Origin of the sequence: Brevundimonas sp. (assembly GCF_041911375.1) — a bacterium.
Taxonomy (GTDB): Bacteria; Pseudomonadota; Alphaproteobacteria; order Caulobacterales; family Caulobacteraceae; genus Brevundimonas.
Genome location: NZ_JAYRPA010000074.1, coordinates 19,768 through 37,112, shown reverse-complemented (window position 1 = coordinate 37,112; position 17,345 = coordinate 19,768). Strand labels below are relative to the sequence as shown.

14 protein-coding genes are annotated in these 17,345 nt (G+C 71.8%); 3 read left to right on the top strand and 11 right to left on the bottom strand.

Annotation, left to right across the window (positions count from 1 at the left end; genetic code table 11):
• Window positions 1–3 precede the first annotated feature (3 nt).
• From smc to ACE3PU_RS12920, 3 genes are all read left to right on the top strand, one after another.
• Complete coding sequence (gene smc, locus ACE3PU_RS12930; protein ID WP_374390419.1) at window positions 4–3,441, top strand: chromosome segregation protein SMC; 3,438 nt, start codon at window positions 4–6, stop codon at window positions 3,439–3,441.
• Complete coding sequence (locus ACE3PU_RS12925) at window positions 3,438–3,851, top strand: hypothetical protein (RefSeq protein ID WP_374390417.1); 414 nt, start codon at window positions 3,438–3,440, stop codon at window positions 3,849–3,851. The genes smc and ACE3PU_RS12925 overlap by 4 nt, the downstream gene beginning before the upstream one ends.
• Window positions 3,852–3,920: 69 nt before the next feature.
• A complete protein-coding gene (locus tag ACE3PU_RS12920) occupies window positions 3,921–4,307 on the top strand; it encodes an endonuclease domain-containing protein (RefSeq protein WP_374390415.1) in 387 nt (128 codons plus the stop codon).
• Here ACE3PU_RS12920 and ACE3PU_RS12915 read toward each other — a convergent pair.
• The 11 genes from ACE3PU_RS12915 to ACE3PU_RS12865 all read right to left on the bottom strand — a co-directional run bounded on the left by ACE3PU_RS12915 (window position 4,228) and on the right by ACE3PU_RS12865 (window position 17,146).
• Window positions 4,228–5,406 (bottom strand): mechanosensitive ion channel family protein, encoded by a 1,179-nt coding sequence (locus ACE3PU_RS12915; RefSeq protein WP_374390413.1) that lies wholly within the window; start codon window positions 5,404–5,406, stop codon window positions 4,228–4,230. The two genes, ACE3PU_RS12920 and ACE3PU_RS12915, sit on opposite strands and share 80 nt — an antisense overlap.
• 109 nt (window positions 5,407–5,515) lie before the next feature.
• Window positions 5,516–6,640 carry an undecaprenyldiphospho-muramoylpentapeptide beta-N-acetylglucosaminyltransferase gene (gene murG / locus ACE3PU_RS12910; protein WP_374390411.1) on the bottom strand — a complete coding sequence of 375 codons (1,125 nt, stop codon included), beginning with the start codon at window positions 6,638–6,640 and terminating at the stop codon, window positions 5,516–5,518.
• A 262-nt stretch (window positions 6,641–6,902) separates the two neighbouring features.
• Window positions 6,903–8,081 (bottom strand): putative peptidoglycan glycosyltransferase FtsW, encoded by a 1,179-nt coding sequence (locus tag ACE3PU_RS12905; RefSeq protein WP_374390409.1) that lies wholly within the window; start codon window positions 8,079–8,081, stop codon window positions 6,903–6,905.
• Window positions 8,078–9,481: a UDP-N-acetylmuramoyl-L-alanine--D-glutamate ligase gene (gene murD / locus ACE3PU_RS12900; RefSeq protein ID WP_374390407.1), complete on the bottom strand. Its 1,404-nt coding sequence runs from the start codon at window positions 9,479–9,481 to the stop codon at window positions 8,078–8,080. Before murD ends, ACE3PU_RS12905 begins: the two co-directional genes overlap by 4 nt.
• Before the next feature lie 4 nt (window positions 9,482–9,485).
• On the bottom strand, window positions 9,486–10,595 hold the full coding sequence (gene mraY / locus ACE3PU_RS12895; RefSeq protein WP_374390405.1) for a phospho-N-acetylmuramoyl-pentapeptide-transferase: 1,110 nt from the start codon (window positions 10,593–10,595) through the stop codon (window positions 9,486–9,488).
• Window positions 10,596–10,606: 11 nt separating this feature from the next.
• A complete protein-coding gene (murF, locus tag ACE3PU_RS12890; RefSeq protein ID WP_374390403.1) occupies window positions 10,607–12,046 on the bottom strand; it encodes a UDP-N-acetylmuramoyl-tripeptide--D-alanyl-D-alanine ligase in 1,440 nt (479 codons plus the stop codon).
• On the bottom strand, window positions 12,039–13,508 hold the full coding sequence (locus ACE3PU_RS12885; RefSeq protein ID WP_374390401.1) for a UDP-N-acetylmuramoyl-L-alanyl-D-glutamate--2,6-diaminopimelate ligase: 1,470 nt from the start codon (window positions 13,506–13,508) through the stop codon (window positions 12,039–12,041). Before ACE3PU_RS12885 ends, murF begins: the two co-directional genes overlap by 8 nt.
• Window positions 13,505–15,184 carry a peptidoglycan D,D-transpeptidase FtsI family protein gene (locus ACE3PU_RS12880; protein WP_374390524.1) on the bottom strand — a complete coding sequence of 560 codons (1,680 nt, stop codon included), beginning with the start codon at window positions 15,182–15,184 and terminating at the stop codon, window positions 13,505–13,507. Before ACE3PU_RS12880 ends, ACE3PU_RS12885 begins: the two co-directional genes overlap by 4 nt.
• 95 nt (window positions 15,185–15,279) lie before the next feature.
• Window positions 15,280–15,711 carry a cell division protein gene (locus ACE3PU_RS12875; RefSeq protein ID WP_374390399.1) on the bottom strand — a complete coding sequence of 144 codons (432 nt, stop codon included), beginning with the start codon at window positions 15,709–15,711 and terminating at the stop codon, window positions 15,280–15,282.
• Complete coding sequence (gene rsmH, locus ACE3PU_RS12870) at window positions 15,708–16,673, bottom strand: 16S rRNA (cytosine(1402)-N(4))-methyltransferase RsmH (protein ID WP_374390397.1); 966 nt, start codon at window positions 16,671–16,673, stop codon at window positions 15,708–15,710. Before rsmH ends, ACE3PU_RS12875 begins: the two co-directional genes overlap by 4 nt.
• On the bottom strand, window positions 16,670–17,146 hold the full coding sequence (locus ACE3PU_RS12865) for a division/cell wall cluster transcriptional repressor MraZ (RefSeq protein WP_374390522.1): 477 nt from the start codon (window positions 17,144–17,146) through the stop codon (window positions 16,670–16,672). The genes rsmH and ACE3PU_RS12865 overlap by 4 nt, the downstream gene beginning before the upstream one ends.
• Window positions 17,147–17,345 lie beyond the last annotated feature (199 nt).

The following is a 17,345-nucleotide window of genomic DNA, read 5'->3' as shown; positions in this document are numbered from 1 at the left end:
GCCATGCAGTTCCAGCGCCTCCGGCTCGTCGGCTTCAAGTCCTTCGTCGACGCGGCGGAGGTGCATATCGAGCCTGGCCTGACCGGCGTCGTCGGGCCGAACGGTTGCGGCAAGTCGAACGTGCTGGAAAGCCTGCGCTGGGTCATGGGCGCGAACTCGGCCAAGGCCATGCGCGGCCAGGGCATGGACGACGTCATTTTCGCCGGCGCCGCCGGACGCCCGCCGCGCAGCCACGCCGAAGTCCAACTGACGATCGACAACGCGCAACGGCGCGCGCCCCAGCCGTTCACCGACAGCCCCGTGCTGGAGGTGTCGCGCCGCATCGACCGGGGCCAGGGCTCGACCTACCGGATCAACGGCAAGGAGGTCCGCGCGCGCGATGTCCAGCTTCTGTTCGCCGACGCCTCGACCGGCGCCAACTCCCCCGCCCTGGTCCGCCAGGGGCAGATCAGCGAACTGATCGCCGCCAAGCCGCAGAACCGCCGCCGCATCCTGGAAGAGGCGGGCGGCGTGGCCGGCCTGCACACCCGCCGCCATGAAGCCGAGCTGCGCCTCAAGGCCGCCGAGACGAACCTGGAGCGGCTGGACGACATCGGCCGCGAGCTGGAGACGGCGCTGAACCGGCTGAAGCGCGAGGCCCGCCAGGCTGAAAAGTACAAGAAGATCTCCGCCGAGATCCGCGCCCTGCAGGCCGCCCTGCTCTATGTCCGCTGGAACGACGCCCGGCTGGCCGCCGAAGCCGCCGCCGGCGATTTGCGCGACGCCGACCGCGCCGTGGCCGAGACGACGACCGCCGCCGCCGCCGCCCATACCGCCGCCCTGGCCGCGCAGGAGGCGTTGAAGCCCGCGCGTGAAGAGGACGCCGTCGCCTCGGCCCTGTTGCATCGCGCCAGCCTGGAGCGCGACCGGCTGGACATGGCCGAACAGGCCGCCCGCGCCGAGGTCGAACGCCTGAAGGCCGAGGCCGCCCGCATCGCCGCCGACGCTGAACGCGAGGCGCGCATGGCCGCCGACGCCCGGCGCGAGTTGGAGCGCCTCGACCATGAGCTGGAACGGCTGAAGGCCGAGATCGCCGCCGCGCCCGAGCGCGGCCCCGAACTCGACAAGGCCCTGGCCGACGCCGAGGACGCCCGCAAGGCCGCCGACGCCGAGGTCGAACGCCTGGCCGGAACGCTCGCCGCCGTCGAAGCCCGCGCCAACGCCGAGACGGCCAGAAAGCGCGACGCCGAGGCCCGGCTGTCGCGCGTCACCGGCCAGTTCGACCAGGCGAAGCGGGAGCGCGAGGCCCTAGGCCCGCTGGAGACGCCCGAGCTGGAGACCGCCCGCCTGGCGCTGGAGGCGGCCCAGAGCGACCTCGCCGTCGCCCGCGAAGCCGTCGAGGCCGCCGAGGCCCGGCGCGGCGACCTGGCCCGCGCCGAACAGGAGGCCCGCACCGCCGCACGCGCCGCCGAGGATCGGCTGGGCCGTCTTCAGACCGAAGCGCGCGGCCTGGCCCAGTTGCTGGTCACCGACAAACGGGACCATCCGCCGGCGCTGGACCAGGTTCGCGCCGACAAGGGCTATGAGGCCGCCCTTGCCGCCGCCCTGGGCGACGATCTGGACGCCGCGCTGGATCCGAAGGCCGCCGCCTACTGGGGCGGGGCGGATGCGCCGACGCCCGTCTGGCCCGCTGGGGTCGCGCCGCTGTCGGCTCATGTGCAGGGGCCGGATCAGCTGAGCGCCCGTCTGGCGCTGTGCGGCGTCGCGCCTGGCGGCCAGGCGGCGACGCTGGCGAAGGCTCTGCCGACCGGCGCGCGCCTGGTGACGGTCGAGGGCGACCTGTATCGCTGGGACGGCTTCGTCAGCCGCGCCGAGGCGCCCCGCCCCGCCGCCGTCCGCCTGGCCCAACGCACCCGGCTGGCCGAGCTGGAGGCCGAGATCGACAAGGGCAAGCCGGCGCTGGAGCAGGCGCAGGCCGCGCAGAAATCCGCCACCGACGCCTTCCGCACGGCCGAAGAGGCGGTGAAGACCGCCCGCCTCAAGCCCTTCGCCGCCGACAAGGCCGTCGCCGCCGCCCGCGACCGCGTCGAGACCCTGGCCCGCGACCAGGCCCGGCGCGAGGCCCGCGCCCAGGCCCTGGACGACACCGTGGCGCGGCTCGCGGCCGAAGTCGCCGAGGCCCAGGCCGCGCTGGACGCCGCACAGACCACCGAGGCGCCGTCCGAGACCTCGGCCGGTCTGCGCGACGAACTGACAGCCGCCCGCGCCGCCGCCGAGACGGCCCGCGTTTCCGCTCAGACCGCCCGCTCGGACCGCGACGCCGAGGCCCGCGATCGCCAGGGTCGCGAGCAGCGGCTGGGCAGCCTGACGCGCGCCCGCGACGGCTGGGTGGTCCGGTCAAAGGACAGCGCCGCCCGCATCGCCGCCTTGGACAAGGACGCCGAACGGACCGCCGCCCTGCTGAAGCAGGCCGAGGTGGCGCCCCAGGGGTTCGCCGAGCAGCGCGGCAAGCTTCTGGATACGCTGACCGCCGCGGAACAACGCAAGCAGGCGGCGTCGGACGCCATGGCCGTCGCCGAAACGGCTGCGACCGAGGCCGACCGCGCCTCCCGCGCCGCCGAAACCGCAGCGTCGCAGGCTCGCGAGGCCCGCGCAGGCCTGGCCGCCCGCGCCGAAGCCGCCGCCGAGAAGCTGGCCGAGGCCGAGGCCACGGTCCGCGACACCGCCCAGATGTCGCCGGAAGAGCTGGGCCGGAAGCTGACCGACGACGCCATCGCCCGTCCGCCCGACGCCGCCGGCGCCGAGAGCCTGCTGTTCGGCCTGGAGCGCGAACGCGAGGCCCTGGGGGCCGTCAACCTGCGCGCCGAAGACGAGGCGGTCGAGTACGGCGACCGGCTGCAGAGCATGAAGTCCGAGCGCATCGACCTGACCCAGGCGATCGCCAAGCTGCGCGACGGCATCGACGAGCTGAACGCCGAGGGCCGGGAGCGGCTGGTGGCCGCGTTCGACGTCATCAACGCCAACTTCAAGGCCCTGTTTGAGGCCCTGTTCGGCGGCGGCCAGGCCGAGCTGAAGCTGGTCGAGAGCGACGATCCGCTGGAGGCGGGGCTGGAGATATACGCCTGCCCGCCCGGCAAGCGGCTGTCGGTCATGAGCCTGATGTCGGGCGGCGAGCAGGCCCTGACGGCGGCCGCCCTGATCTTCGGCGTCTTCCTGGCCAACCCCGCCCCCGTCTGCGTGCTGGACGAGGTGGACGCGCCGCTGGACGACGCCAATGTGGACCGCTTCTGCCGGATGCTGCACGAGATGCGCAGCCGCACCGACACCCGCTTCATCGTCATCACCCACAACCCGGTGACCATGAGCCGGATGGACCGCCTGTACGGCGTCACCATGCCCGAGCGCGGCATGAGCCAGCTGGTGTCGGTGGACCTGCACCAGGCCGAGACCTTGGTCGCATGATCGCCCTGCTGTTGGCCCTGGCCGATCCCCAACTGGTGGAGACGGGCGTGGGGCGGTTCGCGCAGTTCGCGGATGCGGGCTCCATCGAACGCGAGGGGGACGTCGCGCGGATGCGGAGCCTGCAGGTGGCCGAGCAGGGCTTCCGCGTCGGCGAGGTCTTCTACGTCGGCGGCTGGTCCCGCTGGGCCTTCGATTGCCGGACGCGGACGGCGGATCGGCTGGACTTCGCCTCCCTGCGCGCCGACGGGGTCGAGGGGCCCGCGACGCCCGATCCCGCCCCGCCCTACCCCGCCGCGCCGGGCGGGGATGCGGCCGAGCTGCTGGCCGTGGCCTGCGGCGAGACGCGGCCGGCGAACGCCCTGGCGCTGGACCAGGCCGTCAGGCGGGGCCAGGCGGCGCTGGCGGACTGACTCTTGCCTCTCCCTCCCCTTCAGGGGAGGGTGGTCGAGCAAAGCGAGACCGGGTGGGGGCGGCCCAGAATGGCCAGGATCGCCAAGGCCAGAGCCATGCGGAAGGCCATGAGCCCGCCGGAAGCCCGACTGTGGCTGGCGCTCCGCGGTCTCCGCGCCCAAGGATTCCACTTTCGGCGCCAGCATCCTCTTCATGGCTACTATCTCGACTTCGCCTGTCTCTCGAGGGGGCTTGTGGTGGAGGTGGACGGCGGATCACATGAGGGGCGCGGGGACTGGGACGCAGCCCGGGACGCCTCCCTCGCCCGCGCGGGTTTGAAGACCCTCAGAATCCCCGCTTCGGAGGTTCGTGACCGTCTGCCGGAAGTGATGGACTTCATTCTTCGGGAACTGACGACGGCCGCCCCCACCCGGCCGCTGCGCGGCCACCCTCCCCGTCCCGGGGAGGGAGATTAGGCGCCGCCTCGCCCTGCGGCCATTCGATCCGGTCCTTCGGCAGGGCCTCGCGGCAATGGTCGCGCATGAAGGCCATCAGCTTCTCGCGAATCTCGCAGCGCAGGTCGAAGGCGACGCCGGCGTTGCGGGCGCTGGCCAGGCAGCGGACCTGAAGCACCCGTTCGGTGATGTCGGTCACCTGCATGACCTGAACATCGCCGTCCCAGTGGCTGGACGCCCGGACGATGTCCTCAAACGCCGCCCGCAGCCGGTCGATCGGCGCCTCATAGTCGACGTAGAAGAAGGCCGAGCCGATCAGGCGGGCGTTTTCGCGCGTCCAGTTCTGGAAGGGCGTGGTGATGAAGTAGGACAGCGGCAGGACCATGCGCCGCCAGTCCCAGATCTTGACCACGACATAGGTCGAGGTGATCTCCTCGACGTTGCCCCACTCGCCCTCCACGATGACGGCGTCGTCGATGCGGATGGGCTGGGTCAGGGCGATCTGGATGCCGGCGACCATGTTGGTCAGGATCGGCTGCAGCGCCAGACCGGCGATGATCCCGACCACGCCGGCCGAGGCCAGCAGGCTGACGCCCCACTGGCGGAAGCCCGAGATGGTCATCAGGGCCAGGCCCACGGTGACGATGACCAGCACCACCTTGGCGACCCGCTGCAGGATGCGGGTCTGGGTCAGATGCTTGCGGGCGACGAGGTTGTCCTCGGTGGCGATGTTGAACCGCTTCAGGTGCATCACCGTCCACATGTCCAGCACGCCGGACGCCAGCCAGCCGAGCGCCAGGACGAACAGGAAGACCAGGACGTCGCGGATGTCCTCGGACGGCGCCGGATCCATGGGCGAGACGGTGACGCCGATGCCGACGCCGATGATGATGATCAGGACCCGCAGCTTGGTGCGCGCCCGCTCGACCACGCCGCGCCAGAAGACGTCCCTGTTCTTCACCAGACGGCGCAGGACCGCGAAGGCGACCTTGTGCGTCAGCCAGCCGCCGCCGACGAAGACCAGCAGCACCAGGGCGACGACGGCCCATTCCGGCAGCCAGTCGAAACGGCGCCACAGCGCGACGATCTCGCGGGTGAGGTTGGTTATTTCGGGAGGCATCGTCTCCTAACGCATCACGGGCGGGGCGGTTGTCATTCTCTCCCTTACGGGTCGGGGCGGCCCGGCGGGGACGCGCCCGCCGACCGGCGAAGGGCCGACGGGACTTCTCTCAGCCACCCTGCCCTGCGGGGGGAGGGAGAGTCGAGGCGCGCCCCGCGGTGGCCTCCACCAGATCGGCCAGGCGCTGGGCGGCGTCGGGGATGGCGACGGAGCGGGCGGCGGCGGACATGGCCGAAAGGCGCGCGGGGTCGGACAGGGCGCCTTCCAGCGCGGCGGTCAGGCGGTCGACGGTCAGCGCGTCTTCCAGGATCACCTCGGCGGCGCCGGCGTCGACCAGGGCCTTGGCGTTCAGGCGCTGGTGGTCGTCGGTTGCGATCTTGAGCGGGATCAGGATCGACGGCACGGCGGCGACGGCCAGTTCGGCGCAGGTCGAGGCGCCGGAGCGGCCAACGACCAGATGCGCCCGCGACAGCCGGTCGGCCATGTCGCGGAAGAAGGGGGCGACCTCGGCCTTGACGCCCGCGTCCAGATAGACCTGGCGGGCGGCCTCCAGCGTCTCGGGCCGCGACTGCTGCTGCACCTTCAGACGGCGGCGGATCGCCTCGGGCAGGGCGGCCAGCGCGCGCGGCGCGGTCTCGGACAGCAGGCGGGCGCCCTGGCTGCCGCCCGTGATCAGGACGTGGATCGGGCCGCCCTCGACCGGCGCGACATAGGCGCGGTCGAACAGGGCGCGGATGTCGGCGCGGACGGGCGAGCCGACGACATGGGCGCGACCCTGAACCGCCGCCGGCGCGCGCTCCAGCGTCGGGAAGGACGAGGCCACCTGTTTCACGTGCGGCGCCAGAGTGCGGTTGGTGCGGCCCAGCACGGCGTTCTGCTCATGGATCACGGTCGGACGGCCCGAGACGACCGCCGCCACCAGCGCCGGGGCGGACGGATAGCCGCCGAAGCCGACCACGACGTCCGCCCCCAGCCGGTCGAAGGCGGCGCGCGCCTGCATCACGCCGCGAAAGATGGCCAGGCCCGCCTTGACCAGACCCAGCGGGCCGGAGCCGGTCGCGGCGTCCAGCGCCAGGCGTTCCTCGGCCGGGAAGGCGTGGGCGTACTGTTCGCCGCGATGGTCGGTGGCCAGCACCACGCGCCAGCCGCGCGCCGCCAGCTCGCGCGCCAGGGCCTCGGCCGGGAACATGTGGCCGCCGGTGCCGCCGGCGGCGACGACGCAGAGCTTGGACATGGAGGTCTCCGGAAAAAACACCGTCTGAATAGTGTGAATCGTCTGAAATCCGGGCGAGGGCGCCGAAAAAAGAGAGTCTGAATGGTGTGAAAGGTGTGAAATCCAGCCCTTCGCCCTCCCTCAATCACCCAGGGTGTCGGGGGCGGGTCGGGCGATGATCGCACGGTTTCGGAGCGTGATAGGAAGATCGTTTCGGTTCGCCGTTAAGGCGCTGATCTCACGGGTGTTCCGGCGCGGAAAAAGGATTGCACTCTCCGCTGGATCACAGCAGCCGCCGTCGGGGCCCCGGCAGGGTGGCGCCCGGCTCATAGGCGCCGGGGCGGCGACGGGTCAGGGCCAGGGCGAAACCCATGGTCAGGCCCATCGCCAGCATGGACGAGCCGCCGTAGCTGATGAACGGCAGGGTCATGCCCTTGGTCGGGATCAGGTTCAGGTTCACCGCCACATTGATGCAGGCCTGAAGCCCGATCAGCATGAACAGGCCGGCCGCCGCCGTCTGCTCGAACGAGTCGGTCAGCTTCATCGCGCGGCGCATGCCCCGGATGACGATGAAGGCGTAGAGGCCGATCATCGCCAGGCTGAGCACCAGGCCGAACTCCTCGGCGCCGACGGAATAGATGAAGTCGGTGTGCAGGTCGGGGACGTGACGCTTCATCACCCCCTCGCCGATGCCGCGCCCGACCAGGCCGCCGGCGCGGATGGCCTCGGACGCCGCGTCGATCTGGTGGGTGTCGGTGCTGTCGGGCGAGAAGAAGCGGCTGAGACGGTCGCGCATGTGGCCGAAGACGAAATACAGCGAGACCAGCCCCGCCATGCCCAGACTGGCCAGGACCGCCATCCACTTGAACGGCACCCCGGCCATGAAGAAGACGGCCATGAAGGTGGTGGTGATCAGCAGGGTCTGGCCGATGTCGGGCTGGATCAGCAGCAGGCAGACCGTTAGGGCGTAGAAGCCGAAGGCGATGGTGACGCCGGGCACGCCCTGGCCCTTCTGCGCCTCGGCGAACATCCAGGCGGCGAAGACGATCAGGCCGGGCTTGGCGAACTCGGACGGCTGAAGGCTGAACGGCCCCAGGTTCACCCAGCGGGCGGCCCCCTTCACCGTGTCGCCGATGAACGGCAGGGCCATCATGACGACGATCGCGCCCAGCAGCGCCAGGAAGGCGATCCGGCGCACGCCGCGCGGCGACATCAGCGAGGAGGTCAGCATGGCGACCAGGCCGGCCCCGGCGAAGACCATCATGCGCCAGGAATAGTGGAAGGGGTCGGTGATCGACTCGTCCGCCAGGATCGCCGCCGGGCTGGAGGCGAAGCTGAGCGCCACGCCCAGCGCCATCAGCGCCAGCGCCGCGCCCAGCAGGCCGCGATCCACGGTCCAGAACCAGCGGGCGACCAGGCTCTGGTCATTGCGCGAGAAGGCGGGAACGTAGGACGCGCTCATGATGCGGTCTCCGGCGCGGCGCCGAGGTTGAGGGCGGCGGCGCGGAAGGCTTCTCCGCGCGCCTCGAAGTCGGGATACTGGTCGAAGCTGGCGCAGGCGGGCGACAGCAGGACGATCTGATCGCCGCCGGCCGAGGCGGCGTCGCGCGCGGCGGCGGCGACGGCGGCCTCCATCGTGGTCGAGACGACGTGGGGGGTTTCGCCCAGAGCGACGGCGAAGGCTTCGGCCGCCTCGCCGATCAGATAGGCCTTGGCGATGCGCGGGAAGAGGTCCGCCAGGTCGTCGATGCCGCCGTCCTTGGCCCGGCCGCCGGCGATCCAGAAGACGGACGGATAGCTGGACAGGGCCTGGCGCGCGGCGTCGGCGTTGGTGGCCTTGGAGTCGTTGATGAAGCGGACCGGACCGATGCGGCCGATCGCCTCCATGCGGTGGGCCAGGCCGGGGAAGCTCAGCAGGCCCTGAACGGCGACGTCGTGCGACACGCCCAGCGCGCGGGCCGTGGCGTAGGCGAAGGCGGCGTTCTGGGCGTTGTGGCGGCCGGGGAGCGAGCGCGCGGCGGTGAGGTCGATGGCCGCGCCTTCATCGATTTCGATACGGCCGGGAGCGGCCCGCACGACGCCTTCCCCCGCGAGGGTGGAAGAAGATGCGGTGCGGACCTGGACCGCAGAACGGCCGGCCCCGCGCAGATCGGCCGCGATCTCCCGCCCCCAGCGCTCGTCCACGCCCACCAGCGCCGTCGCGTCCGGTCGCTGCGCCTGGAAGATCCGCTTCTTGGCGGCGACATAGCCGTCCATGCCGCCGTGCCGGTCCAGATGGTCCGGGCTGATGTTGGTCAGGATGGCGACGTCGGGGGCGAAGGTGGTGGTCAGGTCCAGCTGGTAGCTGGACACCTCGATGACATAGACGGCGCCGGCCGCGGGGGCCGGCAGGGCCAGGACGCCGATGCCGATGTTGCCGCCGACATGGACGGTCAGGCCGGCCTGTTTCAGCACCCAGCCGATCAGGGCGGTGGTGGTGGACTTGCCGTTGGTGCCGGTGACGGCCACGACCCTGGGGCGGGCGTCCTGCGGCAGGGCGGCGACGGCGCGGGCGAACAGTTCGATGTCGCCGATGACGGGCGCGCCGGCGTCGCGCGCCCGCTCGACGGTCCAGTGCGGCTTCGGATGGGTCAGGGGCGCGCCGGGGGACAGGACCAGGGTGTCGAAGCCGGACCAGTCGGCGACGGTCAGGTCCTCGACGGCGAAGCCTTCGGCCTGGGCCTGCATCCGGCCCGAGACGCCGTCGTCCCACAGGATGGGGATGGCGCCCCCGGCCTGGAGGGCGCGCGCGGCCGTGATCCCCGACCGTCCCAGGCCGAAGACCGCGACCCGCCTGCCCTCATAGCCGGGAACGGGGATCATGGCGTCAGCGCAGCTTCAGCGTCGACAGGCCGACCAGGGCCAGGGCGCCGGCGATGATCCAGAAGCGGATGACGACGGTCGATTCCGGCCAGCCCATCTTCTCGAAATGGTGGTGGATCGGCGCCATCAGGAAGATGCGCTTCTTGGTCAGCTTGTAATAGCCGACCTGGATCATGACCGAGGCGGCCTCCATCACGAACAGGCCGCCGACGATGCCCAGCACCAGCTCGTGCTTGGTGGTGACGGCGATCGCGCCCAGCGCGCCGCCCAGGGCCAGCGAGCCGGTGTCGCCCATGAAGATCTTGGCCGGCGGGGCGTTGTACCAGAGGAAACCCGCCCCCGCGCCGATCATGGCGGCGCAGAAGATGGCCAGCTCGCCCGAGCCGGGGACATGGTGGATCTGCAGATATTCCGAGAAGACGAAGTTGCCGGCCAGGTAGCTTATCACCCCGAAGGCGGCCGCCGCCATCATCACCGGCACGGTCGCCAGGCCGTCCAGCCCGTCGGTCAGGTTCACCGCATTGGAGAAGCCGACGATGGTGAAGGCGGCGAAGGCCACATAGAACCAGCCGATGTTCAGCAGCACCGCCTTGAAGAAGGGGAAGGCGATCGACGTCTCCAGCCCCGGCGAGGTGGGCGAATGGGTCATCCACAGCACGGTCAGCACGCCGGCGACGACGGCCACCAGGGTCTGGGCGGCCAGCTTCTGCTTGGACGTCAGGCCGGCCGAGGTCTGTTTGGTCACCTTGGCGTAGTCGTCGATGAAGCCCAGCACGCCGAACGCCGCCGTCACGCCGGACACGATCCAGATGTAGGGATTGGTCAGGTCGCCCCACAGGAAGACCGACACGCCGATGCCCGCCAGGATCATCAGCCCGCCCATGGTGGGGGTGCCGACCTTGGACAGGTGGCTGACGGGGCCGTCGTCGCGGATCGGCTGGCCCCGGCCCTGCTTGGCGCGGATCCAGTTGATGAAGCGGCTGCCCATGGCGACGGCGACGATCATGGCCGTGGCCAGCGCCAGCGCCACGCGCACGGTCTGGTACTGGACCAGGTTCAGCAGCGGATACTGGTCCGCGACATCGGCGTAGTAGAGATAGAGCAGATAGAACATTCTTCTTTTCCCTACCGCGCCGCCTGCGGGGCGTCGCTGCTTGAGGGGGCGCCGTCGGCGCTTTGGAGATCGGCCAGGGCTTGGGCCACCAGCGAGGCCTTGGAGCCGTTGGAGCCCTTGACCATGACGATGTCGCCGGCCGCGGCCAGCAGGGCGGCGTCGGCGGCCAGTTCGGCGGCGGTCGCGCGCCACAGGCCGCGGCGCGTGGCCGGCAGGGCGTCGTAGAGCCAGCGCATCTGAGGTCCGGCGGCGTGGACCAGGTCCAGCCCGGCGGCGTCGATGGAGGCGGCCAGGCCTTCGTGCAGGGCGCGGCTGTGGTCGCCCAGCTCCAGCATGTCGGTCAGGACCACGATGCGGCGGCCGGTCGCGGGGCGGGCGCCCAGGCTGCGGAAGCCCGCCGCCATCGACAGCGGATTGGCGTTGTAGCTCTCGTCGATCAGGGTGAAGGCGCCGCCGGGCACGGCGACGGTGCGGGTCTGGCCACGCCCGGCCAGCGGCTGGAAGCCGGCCAGGGCCTGAAGCCCCGTCTCCAGCGGCACGTCCAGAGCGTCGAGCATCAGCAGGACGCACAAGCTGTTCAGGCCCCAGTGGGCGCCGGACTGGGCCAGGCGGTACTGCAGCGGCTTGCCGAACAGTTCGGCGGAGACGCTGGTGCCCTCGGCGTCGGGGCGGAAGTCCACAAGGCGGGCGTCGTGCGAAGCGTCGGAGCCGAAGGTGAGCAGGCGCGCGCCCAGCCGCCGGGCCGCATCGGCCAGCACGCCGGAAAAGGCGACGTCGCCGTTGGCCACGGCCGCGCCGCCGGGGACCAGGCCGTCGAAGATGGAGGCCTTCTCGCGCGCCACGCCCGCCTCCCCGTCCGCAAAGGCCTCGATGTGCACGGGGCCGACGGTGGTGACGCAGGCGGCGTGGGGGGCGACGAAGCGCGACAGGGGCGCGATCTCGCCCGGCGCGTTCATGCCGATTTCGAACACGGCGCGTTCGGTTTCGATCGCCATCCGGGCCAGGGTCAGGGGCACGCCGATTTGGTTGTTGTAGCTCTTGATCGAGGCGTGGGCGGGCCCGGCCAGGTCGAGGCCGGCCTTGATCGCCTGGGTCACGCTGGTCTTGCCGACGCTGCCGGTGACGGCGCCGCGCTTCACATGCGGCGCCCGATCACGCGCGGCGACGCCGAGCGCCTCCAGCCCGCGCAGGGTGTCGGGCACCACGACATAGGGTCCGCCGTCGACCGGACGGTCGACCAGGGCGGCGGCGGCGCCCGAGGCGAAGGCGGCGGCGGCGAACGCGTGGCCGTCGCGCGCCCCGTGCAGGGCCAGGAACAGGTCGCCGGGGACGATCTCGCGGCTGTTGTAGGTCAGGCCGCCGATGGGGCGGTCGTCGCCGGTCAGCGCGCCGCCCGTGGCGGCGGCGACTTCGGCGGCCGTCCAGAGCGGGCGGGCGGCGGGTTCAGGCATCGATCGACAGGGCCTCGGACGCGACGGAGACGTCGTCGAACGGGTGGGTCACGCCGCCGACGATCTGACCCTGCTCATGCCCTTTTCCGGCGATCACCACCACATCCCCGTCACGCATAATTTCGACGGCGGCGGCGATGGCGGCGCGGCGGTCGCCGATCTCCATCGCCTCGGGGCAGCCGGCCTTGACCTGGGCGCGGATGGCGGCGGGGTCTTCCGAGCGGGGATTGTCGTCGGTGACGATGGCGACGTCGGCCAGGCGCCCGGCGATGGCGCCCATCTGGGGCCGCTTGCCCCGGTCGCGGTCGCCGCCGGCGCCGAAGACGACGATCAGCCGCCCCGCAGCGTGCGGGCGCAGCGCCGTCAGCATCGTCTCCAGTCCGTCGGGGGTGTGGGCGTAGTCGACATAGACCTCTCCGCCCCGCGCGCCGCCGCCGACGCGCTCCAGCCGCCCGCGCGCGCCGCTGAGGCTTTCCAGCGCGGCGATCACGGCGTCCGGCCGGTCGCCGGCCGCGATGCACAGTCCCGCCGCCACCAGGGCGTTGGAGGCCTGGAAGGCGCCGGCCAGCGGCAGCAGCACCTCATGGATGTCGCCGCGCACGTCCAGGGTCAGGCGCTGGCCCTCGGGCACGGCGCGGCGGCCGATCAGGGTCAGGTCGCGTCCGCGTTCGCCCACGCCCATCACGCCCAGGCCGGCCATGATGGAGGCCGAGGCGAAGGTCGAATAGGCCTCCGAATCCGCGTTCAGCACGGCCGTGCGGCCGCGCGGCAGCAGGGTGTCGAACAGGCGCAGCTTGGCGGCGCGATAGGCCTCCATGTCGCCGTGATAGTCCAGATGGTCCTGGGTCAGGTTGGTGAAGGCCGCCGCCTTCAGCGCCACGCCGTCCACGCGCCGCTGGTCGATGCCGTGCGACGACGCCTCCAGCGCCAGATGGGTCACGTCCTTGCGCGCCAGTTCGGCCATCAGGCGGGCGGCCTCGGCGGCGTCGGGACTGGTCAGGCCGGGGCCGGTCAGGGCGTAGGTCTTTTCGCCCTTCTGGCCGACCAGGCCCAGGGTGCCCATGCTGGCCGACTTGTGGCCGATGGCGGCCCAGATCTGGCGGCAGAAGGTGGCCACCGAGGTCTTGCCGTTGGTGCCCGTCACGGCGACGCAGGTCTTGGGCTGGGTTCCGTAGAAACCGCGCGCGGCGATGGCGTAGGCCCGTCGCACGTCGCCCGAGGTGACCAGAACCGGCGCGGCGCCGGCCGGGGTGTCGACCGGCGCCAGCACGGCGGCGGCGCCCTGGGCCAGCGCCTGGGGAATGAAGGCCCGGCCGTCGGCCGCCGTGCCCGGCAGGGCGACGAACAGGGCGCCCGGCTGGACCTGGCGGCTGTCGGCGGTCACGGCCGTGATCATGGGGTCCGAGGACAGGTCGCGGCGCAACAGGTCGGACAGGCGGACTTGCCCGGCGGGAAGGCTCATCGGCCGTCCCCTTCCACGTCCTGGTACTCGGGGATCTTGTCGCCCTGGGCCGTGCGCCAGTGGTCGGCGCGGCGCTCGACGCCCAGGAAGCCGGCGATGCGGTCGGCGATGTTGCGCACCGCCGGGGCGGCGACATAGGCGCCGGTGCGGGGATATTTGCCGGGCTCGTCGACGACGATCAGGATGGCGTAGCGCTTGGCGTTCAGCGGCCCGTCGACGGGGAAGACCGCCGCGAAGGAGCCGACCGCGTGGGTCGCGTCATAGCGGCCGTTGACCAGCTTGTTGGCCGAGCCGGTCTTGCCTCCGACGCGCAGGCCCGGGGCGTCGGCGAAGCCGCCCGAACCCTTGACCACGTTGCGCCGCATCAGGTCCAGGATGGTGCGCGACGTATCCTCGGTGACGATCTGGCGCGGCTGCGTGTTGGCGGCGCCGCCGCGACGCAGCGACAGCGGCACCATGCGGCCGCCGTTGGTCAGGGCGCCCATAGCCTGGATCACCTGGGCCGGCGTCACCATGATGCCATAGCCGAACGACAGCGACGCCAGGGTGGAGTCGTCCCAGCGACGCGGCAGGACCGGCCGCGCCGACTCTTTCAGCTCGACCGAAGAGGCGTTGAGCAGGCCCAGCCGCTCGAAATAGTCGCGCATCCGGTTCGGGCCCATCTGCACCGCCAGTTGCGAGGTGCCGATGTTGGACGAGTGGAGATAGACCTCCTCCAGCGTCATCACCCGGTTCTGGGCGTGGAAGTCCTTGATCTTGCGGTTGCCGATCTGAAGCGCCTGGGAGGCGTCGAACAGGGTGTTCATGTCCGCGAGACCCAGGTCCAGGCCCGCGGCCACGGTGAAGGTCTTGAACACCGAGCCCATTTCGTAGTGGCCCGAGACGGCCCGGTTCAGCGTGGCCCCGTCCGGCGCGGCGCCGCGGTTCTGCTGGGTGAAGGTCGGCCAGCTGGCCATGCCCAGGACCTCGCCGGTCTGGACGTCGGTGACGATGCCGACCGCGCCCTTGGCCTGGTTCTCGATCGCGGCGGCGGCCAGCTCGTTCTCCAGCACGCCCTGGACGCGCAGGTCGATGGACAGCGGGAAGCTTTCGCCGCGGGCGCCCGCCGCGCGGATCTCGTCGTTGAAGGCCAGCTCGGCGCCTGAGACGCCCACGCCGCCGGTGTCGGCGTCGCCGATCAGGTGGACGGCAGAGGAGCCCAGCGGATAGGCGCGGCGGTCTTCGGGTTCGAAGGTCACCCCGCCCAGGGCCAGGTCGTGCACGGCCGCCTTTTCGCCCGGCGTCAGGCCGTTCAGCACCACCAGGCGGCGGTCGCCGGCCAGGACCTTTTTCAGGCGCGCGGCCGAGACGCGCGGCAGGGCGCGGCGGATCTGGCGGGCCGCCAGGTCGCGGTCCCACACCTCGCGCGGGTCGATGTAGAGGCCGTAGTGGATGATGTTGGCGGCCAGCAGCTGACCGTTGCGATCGGTCAGGTCGCCGCGCACCAGGGCGTTCGGATTGCCGCCGGCCCAGCGGCCGCCCGACTCGGCGAACAGGGCGCGATAGCCGGCGCCCACGGCCAGGCCGGCGAACACCACCGAGAAGACCAGGGTGATCAGGAAGATGCGGACGCGCGTGTCGTCCTCGGGCCGGGCGTCCGCGCGGGCGCGCTCGAACCCATGCTCCAGCCGCAGCACCAGCTCGGAAAGGGCGCGCCAGAACGGCGAAAGCCGACCCTGGAGGTCGACGCCCGGCTGGGGCCGGTAGGCGCGGTGGTCGTGGTCCTGGACGCTCACTGCGCGGGCTCCCCATCCGGAGCGGCGGGAGCGGCCGGGGCCGGCGCCGGGGCGCGGGCGGGCGCGGCGGCAGGCGTGGCCTCCACCTTCAGCTCGGGCAGGTCGTCGGCGTCGGCCTGTTTGTGAACGTCGACCGGCCCGAGGCCCATCTGGCGCGACAGGGCCTCCAGCCGGGCCGGCTGTTCGAGGCGCGCGGCCTCGGCCTTGAGCAGGCGGACGCGCTGGCCGTTCTCGCGGATGTCGCGCTCCAGCTCGGCGATGCGGGCGCTTTCGCGCGCGGCGGCGGCCTTGGCGACATAGACCGACATGATCATGACCGCGACCAGGGCCACGCCGATGAGCTCGACCCAGCGGACGCCGCGCACCTTCCAGTCGAACAGGCGCTGCAGCGGATTCTTGCGATAGGCGAAGGGGCTGGTGCTGGTCATGCCGCCGCCCTCCAGGCCGGGGCCTCGGTGCGGATCGCCGCGCGCAGCTTGGCCGAACGGGCGCGCGGGTTGACGGCGCGCTCCTCGTCGGTGGCTTCCCGGGCGCCCTTGAACGACAGGGCAAAGCTGGGCTTGCGGGTGTCGACGGCGACCGGGGCGTGGCGCGATCCGCCGGGCGCATTGCCGCTGCGCTCGGTCAGGAAGGCCTTGACGATGCGGTCTTCCAGCGAATGGAAGGTGACGACGGCCAGACGGCCGCCCGGCGCCAGCGCGGCCTCCGCCGCCGCCAGCCCGCGCTCCAGCTCGCCCAATTCGTCGTTCACCGCGATGCGGAGCGCCTGGAAGACGCGCGTGGCCGGATGGATGGGCGCGCCGCGACGGCCGCCCAGCGCCTTTTCGACGACCTCGGCCAGATCCAGGGTGCGGGTGAAGGGCTGTTCGACGCGGCGGCGCAGGATGGCCGTGGCGACCTGCCCCGACTGACGCTCTTCGCCGTACAGTTTGAAGATGTGGGCCAGGGGGCCGTGGTCCCAGGTGTTGACGATGTCGGCGGCCGTCGCCCCCTCGTCGGACATGCGCATGTCCAGCGGCCCGTCGCGCATGAAGGAGAAGCCGCGCTCGGCCTGATCCAGCTGCATCGATGAGACGCCGATGTCGAACACCGCGCCGTCCAGCCGCGCCTCGCCGCTGTCGGCGAAGGCCTCGGCCAGGCCCGAGAAGGGCGTGCGCACCAGCCGGAACTGGCCGGGAAAATCGTTGGCGACGGCGTCGGCGTGCGGCTGGACCGTCGGGTCGCGGTCCAGGGCGATCACCCGGGCGCCCGCCGCCAGGATGGCGCGGGTGTAGCCGCCGGCGCCGAAGGTGGCGTCGATGACGACCTGGCCGGGCGCGGGCTTCAGCGCCTCCAGGACCTCGGCCAGCAGGACGGGGGCGTGCGGGGCCTTTTCAGCGTGGACGGTCATGATCCGCCGCCCGCCAGCTTCATCTGGGCCGCCAGCTTCAGGGCGCCGATCTGGGCCATGCCCGCCTTGGCCAGGGCGCGCTGCTCGGCGCGGCGCGCCGCCCACTTCTCGCGCGACCAGATCTGGAACCGGTCGTTCAGGCCGACGATCACCACCGTCTCGCCCAGGCCCGCCTCGGCGCACAGCGCCTCGGGCAGGGTGATGCGACCGCCGGAATCGAAGGCCAGGCGCACCTGCTCGCCCATCACCTGCCACTCCAGCGCCGAGCGCTCCTCGGAGCCGAACGGCAGGGATTCGATCATCTCGGCATAGACGGCGAACAGCCGGTCGCCGCCCGCCTCCAGGCAGTCGGCCTCGATCGAGGGGAAGATGAAGACGCCGCCCGCCGCGCCGTTCTCGGCCGTGCGGAAGTCGTTCGGGATCAGGAGACGGCGCTTGCCGTCCAGCTGCTTCTCGTAGGTCGAGAGAAACACGCCCTGCCCCATCGGACCCTTCGGCCCGTCCCTAGATGCCTTGGCCCGCGCCCGCCGCGCACGCCTCTCAGCCCCATCTCATGGTCAATGGGATAGCATGGGATCAGATGGGCCTCAATGGGATCAGCCCCACGACTTAACCATGTTTTGACCTGTGGCGACCTAGCCGCAGTCGGCTCAACAGAACATACACAGAACA